Source organism: Vreelandella sp. 2A-K22 (assembly GCF_054065485.1).
This window is the reverse complement of record NZ_JBSUGC010000001.1, coordinates 500,287-506,543: the sequence shown is the minus strand read 5'-3', so window position 1 is coordinate 506,543 and position 6,257 is coordinate 500,287. Positions and strand designations below refer to the sequence as shown.

The window sequence follows — 6,257 nt, the reverse complement described above, 5'->3', positions numbered from 1 at the left end:
GCTCGTCTGACAGCCAGCCTGAAGAGGCCCCAGCGAAGCAAGAAAAACCCAAAGAGCCGTCTCAAGAGCAGAAGCCTGCGGCTAAAAAGTCAGCCGGCGGTAAGCAGACGGTGGATATCAAAGTGCCTGATCTCGGCGGCTCGGACAGCGTCGAAATTATCGACGTCGCGGTCAGCGAAGGCGATGAGGTTGAGGCCGAAGACACCTTGATCACGTTGGAGTCTGACAAAGCCTCCATGGACGTACCTAGCCCCTATAGCGGTAAGATCGTCAGCTTTACCGTGAAAGAGGGCGACACGGTGTCTGAAGGCGATGTGATCGGCCAGATGGAGATTGCTGGAGAAGGCGGCGACGACAGCGAAGACGCGCAGGAAAAGGCTGCTCCCGAACAAGATCCATCAGGCAAAGCCTTGTCTGAAAAAACTCCGCCTGAACAAGCTCAGCCGAGCAAGCCTGCGGAATCTCCGGCCGGTACCCCCAGCCCGGAAGCCCAGATGGCCGCCTATAAGCCCCGGGATGGCAAGTTGGTGCACGCCGGCCCTGCGGTTCGCATGCTGGCCCGTGAGCTGGGTGTCGACTTGGGACTCGTTAAGCCCAGCGGCCCGAAGGATCGCGTGCTCAAAGAGGACGTACAGTCCTATGTGAAGCAGGCGATTGCCAATCAGGGTAAAGCTCAGCCAGGCGCGGCAGCTGCAGGCACCGGCGGCGCGGGTATTCCGCCCATTCCGGAAGTCGACTTCAGCCAGTTTGGTGAAGTGGAAGAGAAGCCGATGGGGCGTCTGCTCAAGATGGGCGCGACCAACCTGCATCGCAGTTGGCTCAATGTGCCCCACGTCACGCAGTTCGACGAAGCGGACATCACCGAGCTGGAAGCTTTCCGCAAGGCGATGAAGGCCGAAGCGGAAGCCCAGGGTGCCAAGCTGACGCCGCTGCCGTTTATGGTTAAAGCCTGCGCCTTTGCGCTGCGTAAATTCCCGCAGTTCAACGTTAGCTTGAAGGGTGACGGTGAAACCCTGGTATGGAAGAACTACGTCCATATCGGTATTGCCGTGGATACGCCCGATGGCTTGATGGTGCCGGTGGTGCGCAACGCCGATAACAAATCCTTGATCGAGATTGCCAAGGAGATGGCGGAGCTAGGCAAGAAAGCCCAGACCAAAAAGCTCAAGCGCGACGAGATGACCGGTGGTTGCTTCACCATTTCGAGCCTCGGTTCGATTGGTGGCACGGCGTTTACACCGATCGTCAACGCGCCGGAAGTGGCCATTCTGGGCGTGTCCAAAGCCCAGATAAAGCCGGTTTGGGATGGCAGTGCCTTCCAGCCGCGCCTGATGATGCCGCTGTCGCTCTCCTACGACCACCGCGCGATCAACGGCGCCGACGCGGCACGCTTTACTGCCTTCCTGGCCGATGTGCTCACCGACATTCGTCGCTTACTGTTGTAATCAACGATTAAAAAGGACTTAAAAATGGCGCCTTGATAGGCGCCATTTATTTAAATAAAAACTTTACGTTGTTAATTTAATTACCACCTAAAATGGCCATAAGATCTGCATCAGGTTCTCTGGAGGTGAGTACAAGCAAGGATTCTAAGCTATTGAGGTGTGTATATACGGAGTTCCGAGCTGCTTCAGCATCGCCATTTACAAGATGCGAAAGTAGTTGAGCATGGTCTCCCTCTAAATAACAAGACAATAAACTCGGTGGTTTATAAAGTGCAATAACGATAGAAGTGCGTAGTACCAAATCAGTAAGCATCGCACCCATGATACTATTAGGTGAGCATTCGGCAAGAAGGTGATGAATATTCAGAGAGTGTTCAATGCGTGCTGGTTCATTATTATTTTCATAAGCCTCCTTTTCAAGTACGACTTGCTGTTGCAATGCTTTCTTAGCGCTAGTCTCCAACTTGCCTGCTAGCAGTGCAACAATTTCACCTTCGACTAACCTGCGTGCAGAAAAGGTCTCACGAGTTTCTTCGATTGAAGGAGCACGCACGCGAGCGACCTGATTGGGGCGTTGATCAATGACATGCTCGGCATCAAGCCGTGTTAATGCCTTACGCACCACCGAGCGACTGACTCCAAATACTTCACCTAGCGTTATCTCAGGCAATTTAGTATTGGGAGTCAAACGTTGCATCAGCACAGCCGACCGGATGTGGTCAACGATGTCCTGGTCGCCGACGCGACCTTCTTTGGGTTTATTAAAGCGATTTTTATGCCAGCCGAGGTTCATATTCTTTGTCTCTAACGATCCTCGCTGGAACTTAACATGTATCCCCCAATACAACCAACATAAGATCAATGCTTTACCGTTGAAGATGGTTGTTTATTGAGAGCTAACTCAAGCATTTTTTGTAGCGTTTCCGATCATCTTATGCTCTGGTTTACAGCAAGAATTTTCATGGTGTTAGTACCTCCGTGTGCATTCATATGGTTGCCACGGGTAAGAATGACATGATCATTTTGGGAAACAATTCCTTTAGATACCAGTAATTCTATTGCTTTATCATTGAGTTCTTCGGCTTTCATACTTGTTGTATCAAAGGCCAGAGAGACCACACCGCGATACAGTGCCATACGCCGTTGAGAAATTTCACTTTGCGCTAAACCGATAATGGGCAATCCAGAGTGTATGCGTGAGGCGATCAACGCCGTAAAACCACTAGACGTCATACAGGCAATAGCGGTGACTCCAGCGAGATGGTTCGCAGCGTACATGGCAGAAAGAGCGACCGTTTCATCGACCTGCAAAAAATCTTGATGGATGCGATGGCCAGACTCCTGAGCGCTCCGCTCACGTTCGGCCCCCAGGCATAAACGATCCATTGCCTTCACGGTTTCTACAGGAAAGTCCCCAGCTGCGGTTTCAGCGGATAGCATCACCGCATCCGTGCCATCAAGAACGGCATTAGCAACATCGAAAACCTCAGCACGCGTTGGCAGCGGCGCACTAATCATCGTCTCCATCATCTGCGTGGCGGTGATCACCGCACGGTTGAGGCTACGCGCGCGCTTGATCATGCGTTTTTGCACGCCGATCAACTGAGCATCCCCGATTTCTACCCCCAGATCACCCCGTGCCACCATGACTACTTCGGATGCCTTAATAATGCCATCTAAAATTTCATCATCCGCCACCGCTTCGGCACGCTCAATCTTCGCTACAAGACCGATTTCTTTACCCTCCTCACCCAGCAGCTTGCGAGCTTCCTGCATGTCAGCAGCGCTACGTGGAAAAGATACCGCAAGGTAGTCAACACCTATTTCGACGGCGGTCTTAATGTCTCGTTTATCCTTCTCGGTAAGAGCGGCCGCAGACAACCCGCCTCCCTCCTTATTGATGCCCTTGTTGTTGGAAAGCTTACCTCCAACAACAACCCGAGTATGGATTTCTTGGCCCTCAATGGCACTGACTTCGAGCACCAAACGACCATCGTCAAGCAGGAGGCGGTCACCCACGATGACATCGCCCGCCAACGTCTTGTAATCACAACCGACGCGTGTGATATCGCCGGCATTGCTATCCAACAACATATCAAGCACGAAGGGCTGGCCTTCTCCAAGCAAAACCGAATCGTCCTTGAAGCGAGCGATACGAATTTTAGGGCCTTGCAAATCAGCTAACACCGCGACGCTTCGGCCTAGACGTTGAGAAATCTCACGCACTTCGACTAGCCGACGGCGATGATCATCAGCCGAACCATGGGAGAAATTGAGTCGAACGACATCCACACCTGCCCGCAGCATACCTTCCAGTACACCTTCACGGTCGCTGGCGGGGCCTAAGGTTGCCACTATTTTGGTGCGACGAATGGGGGTATAAGCGGTTGGTTTCATGCTGGCCTCGGGAGAACAAGAATAGCTCGAAAATCATTGACATTAGTTCGGGTCGGACCGGTCACAACCAGGTCGTTAATAGCAGCAAAAAAACTGTAAGCATCGTTACGGTTCAGATAATCCTTTGCTGACAACTGCAAGGCTTTTGCACGTTGCCAGCTCTCGGGGCCGAATACAGCACCGGCGTTGTCCTCAGAACCATCAATGCCATCGGTATCGACAGCGAGTGCATAAACGCCCTCTGCACCCTCAAGTGTGTCGAAAAGCCCTAATAGATATTCGACATTGCGCCCGCCACGCCCATCGCCACGCACAGTGACGCTGGTCTCACCACCGGAGAGCACCAGCAGTGGACGTTTAATTTCACTTTGCAGTTTGCGCACCATACGCGCTTGAGCAATACCTAAATCACGAGCTTCACCTTCCAAATCATCGCCCAGCACTCTGATGTCGACCGCACTTTTTTCGGCACTGAGTCGAGCAGCCTCAAGGGCATCACTGGCTCGCGCCAGGATTATGGACTGGTCGCGTGCAAACTCAGGGCTAGAGGCTTGAGGCGCGTCGTGATTGGCCATCAAATGTTGACGCACGTTATCAGAAACCTCGATGGCGTGGCGTTCGAGAATCTCCAGGGCATCAAGCGGTTTTGAGTTATCTGGCAGGGTGGGACCTGAAGCAATCAGTGTAGGATCATCACCCGGCACATCAGAAATAAGGTAGGTCACCACCCGAGCTGGGTGAGCGTGAGCAGCCAAACGACCACCCTTGATCCCAGACAAGTGACGCCGCACCGTATTGATTTCGCGGATCGGTGCGCCACAGCGCAGCAACGCTTTGTTAACAGCCTGCTTGTCCTTCAAACTGATACCTGCGGCGGGTAGCGTCATCAATGCAGAGCCGCCCCCAGAGATCAAAGCAATCACTTGATCGTCTTCGCTGAGGTCTTTCACCGCTTCAAGCATACGTTTGGCGGCTTGCTCACCAAGAGCATCGGGCATGGGATGGGAGGCTTCTAACACTTCGATATATTGGCAATCAGCACCGTGTTTATAGCGAGTCACCACCACTCCGTCCAAGTCAATTGCTTCATCGTTGTTACGTGCACGCTCAACCCAAGCTAACTCTAGTGCGCTTGCCATAGCAGCGGCGGCTTTTCCAGCACCGACGACAATGGTTCGTCCGGCCGGTTTTTCTGGTAGTTGGTCTGGCAGTAAGCTGAAAGGATGCACCGCAGCGATGGCCGTTTCAGCCAGGTGCACTAACCACTGGCGCGAGGCCTCTTCACTAGTAAAGGGTGCTAAGCGAAAAAGGGCATTCATCGGTAGACTCCACAGGCAAGGGCCGGGGGGAATAGAAAAAAGGGGCAAAAAAACCGGTGAAAGACACATAACGGAACGGAGGTCTTGCACCGGGAAAAGGCAACGAGTCACATACAATAACAAGGGCGGGCCGCAGAACGATGCCCGCCGTAAAACAATAATGAAACCTCCGTCAATCAGTCAGTCGCGCCATAAAAGGCATTACTGGCCAATTTCATAATTCGCCAGTTTTTCCAGGGCACGCAGGATTCCCGCATGGTCCCAATCGGCACCGCCATTAGCGGCACATGCCTGGAACAGCTGTTGGGCATTTGCCGTACCCGGTAAAGAGAGGTTAAGGCTACGTGCACCCTCCAATGCCAAGTTGAGATCTTTCTGATGCAGGCGGATGCGAAAGCCAGGGTCAAAGGTACGCTTAATCATACGCTCGCCATGCACATCCAGAATTTTCGACTGAGCGAGGCCGCCCAACAGGGATTCACGCACCTTGGCGACATCGGCACCGGCCTTGGAGGCGAACAGCAGCCCTTCTGCAACGGCCTCAATAGTCAGTGCAACAACGATCTGGTTGGCGACCTTGCAGGTCTGGCCTGCTCCGTGACCCCCAATGTGCGTAATGACCTTGCCGACGACTTCAAGCAGCGGCTTAGCCCTTTCAAAGCCTTTGTCCGTCGCCCCTACCATAATGGTCAGCGCGGCATTGATCGCACCGCCTTCACCACCGGAAACAGGGGCATCAACAAACTCACCACCGGCTTCAGTAATGCGCTTGGCGAATGCCTGGGTCTGCATTGGGGCAATGGAGCTCATGTCGATGACCAAGGTGCCGGGCTTGAGGCCCTCTATCACGCCGTCCTCACCGAACAGTACGCTCTCTACATCTGGCGTATCCGGCACCATGGTGATAATGACATCGGACGCCTGGGCAACCGCTTTTGGATTAGCCGCCTCTTGCATGCCCTTATCGGCAAGCGTTGCGTCCAAGGGGCCGCGTTTGACGGTCACCAAAGAGTGGCCCGCATCGAGCAGGTGGCCTGCCATTGGGCGTCCCATAATGCCTAAACCGATAAAACCAATCTTGCTCATCCTCTTTCTC

General features: G+C 53.4%; 5 protein-coding genes. 1 reads left to right on the top strand and 4 read right to left on the bottom strand.

All coding sequences use genetic code 11. The annotated features are described in order from the left end of the window. The coding region (gene aceF, locus ACW17M_RS02360) for a dihydrolipoyllysine-residue acetyltransferase (RefSeq protein WP_457546854.1) at positions 1-1,445 on the top strand (1,445 nt) is incomplete at its 5' end. Between the two features lie 76 nt (positions 1,446-1,521). On the opposite strand, the gene ACW17M_RS02355 is transcribed toward aceF, so the two are convergent. From ACW17M_RS02355 to ACW17M_RS02340, 4 genes are all read right to left on the bottom strand, one after another. Beyond that, positions 1,522-2,238, bottom strand: coding sequence for a GntR family transcriptional regulator (locus ACW17M_RS02355; RefSeq protein ID WP_027957831.1), 717 nt, complete (start codon positions 2,236-2,238; stop codon positions 1,522-1,524). 134 nt (positions 2,239-2,372) lie between these two features. Beyond that, positions 2,373-3,842: a pyruvate kinase gene (gene pyk / locus ACW17M_RS02350; RefSeq protein WP_457546853.1), complete on the bottom strand. Its 1,470-nt coding sequence runs from the start codon at positions 3,840-3,842 to the stop codon at positions 2,373-2,375. Then, complete coding sequence (locus ACW17M_RS02345) at positions 3,839-5,161, bottom strand: glycerate kinase type-2 family protein (protein WP_457546852.1); 1,323 nt, start codon at positions 5,159-5,161, stop codon at positions 3,839-3,841. The genes pyk and ACW17M_RS02345 overlap by 4 nt, the downstream gene beginning before the upstream one ends. Before the next feature lie 201 nt (positions 5,162-5,362). After that, on the bottom strand, positions 5,363-6,247 hold the full coding sequence (locus tag ACW17M_RS02340; RefSeq protein WP_027957834.1) for a 2-hydroxy-3-oxopropionate reductase: 885 nt from the start codon (positions 6,245-6,247) through the stop codon (positions 5,363-5,365). Between the last annotated feature and the right edge of the window lie 10 nt (positions 6,248-6,257).

Excerpts from the sequence above, each read along its gene's own strand:
- ACW17M_RS02355 (WP_027957831.1), bottom strand. The coding sequence starts at position 2,238 with ATGAACCTCGGCTGGCATAAAAATCGCTTTAATAAACCCAAAGAAGGT.
- pyk (WP_457546853.1), bottom strand. The coding sequence starts at position 3,842 with ATGAAACCAACCGCTTATACCCCCATTCGTCGCACCAAAATAGTGGCA.
- ACW17M_RS02345 (WP_457546852.1), bottom strand. The coding sequence starts at position 5,161 with ATGAATGCCCTTTTTCGCTTAGCACCCTTTACTAGTGAAGAGGCCTCG.
- ACW17M_RS02340 (WP_027957834.1), bottom strand. The coding sequence starts at position 6,247 with ATGAGCAAGATTGGTTTTATCGGTTTAGGCATTATGGGACGCCCAATG.